This window comes from Halomonas sp. ND22Bw, from assembly GCF_003011945.1.
GTDB lineage: Bacteria > Pseudomonadota > Gammaproteobacteria > Pseudomonadales > Halomonadaceae > Halomonas > Halomonas halophila.
Genome location: NZ_PXWD01000984.1, coordinates 1 through 267 on the forward strand (window position 1 = coordinate 1; position 267 = coordinate 267).

Genomic DNA, 267 nt, shown 5'->3' on the forward strand with positions numbered 1-267 from the left:
ATGCCCGAGGACAAGGCACAGCGCGTGCAGGAATGGCAGGCCGCCGGACGCGGCCCGGTCGGCAAGGTGGGCGACGGTATCAACGACGCCCCGGCGTTGGCCGCGGCCGAAGTGGGCATCGCCATGGGCGGCGGTACGGATGTGGCACTGGAAACCGCGGATGCGGCGCTGCTCAAGAACCGCGTCGGCGGCATCGCCGAGCTGATCGACCTGTCCCGGGCCACGCTGCGCAACGTCAAGACCAACGTCGCCCTGGCGCTGGGCCTG

The 267-nt window shown here is 71.2% G+C and carries 1 protein-coding gene; it reads left to right on the plus strand.

The window, feature by feature from the left end; genetic code table 11:
* Window positions 1-267: HAD hydrolase family protein (locus CVH10_RS26080; RefSeq protein WP_181244616.1), on the plus strand; the 267-nt coding region annotated here is incomplete at both ends.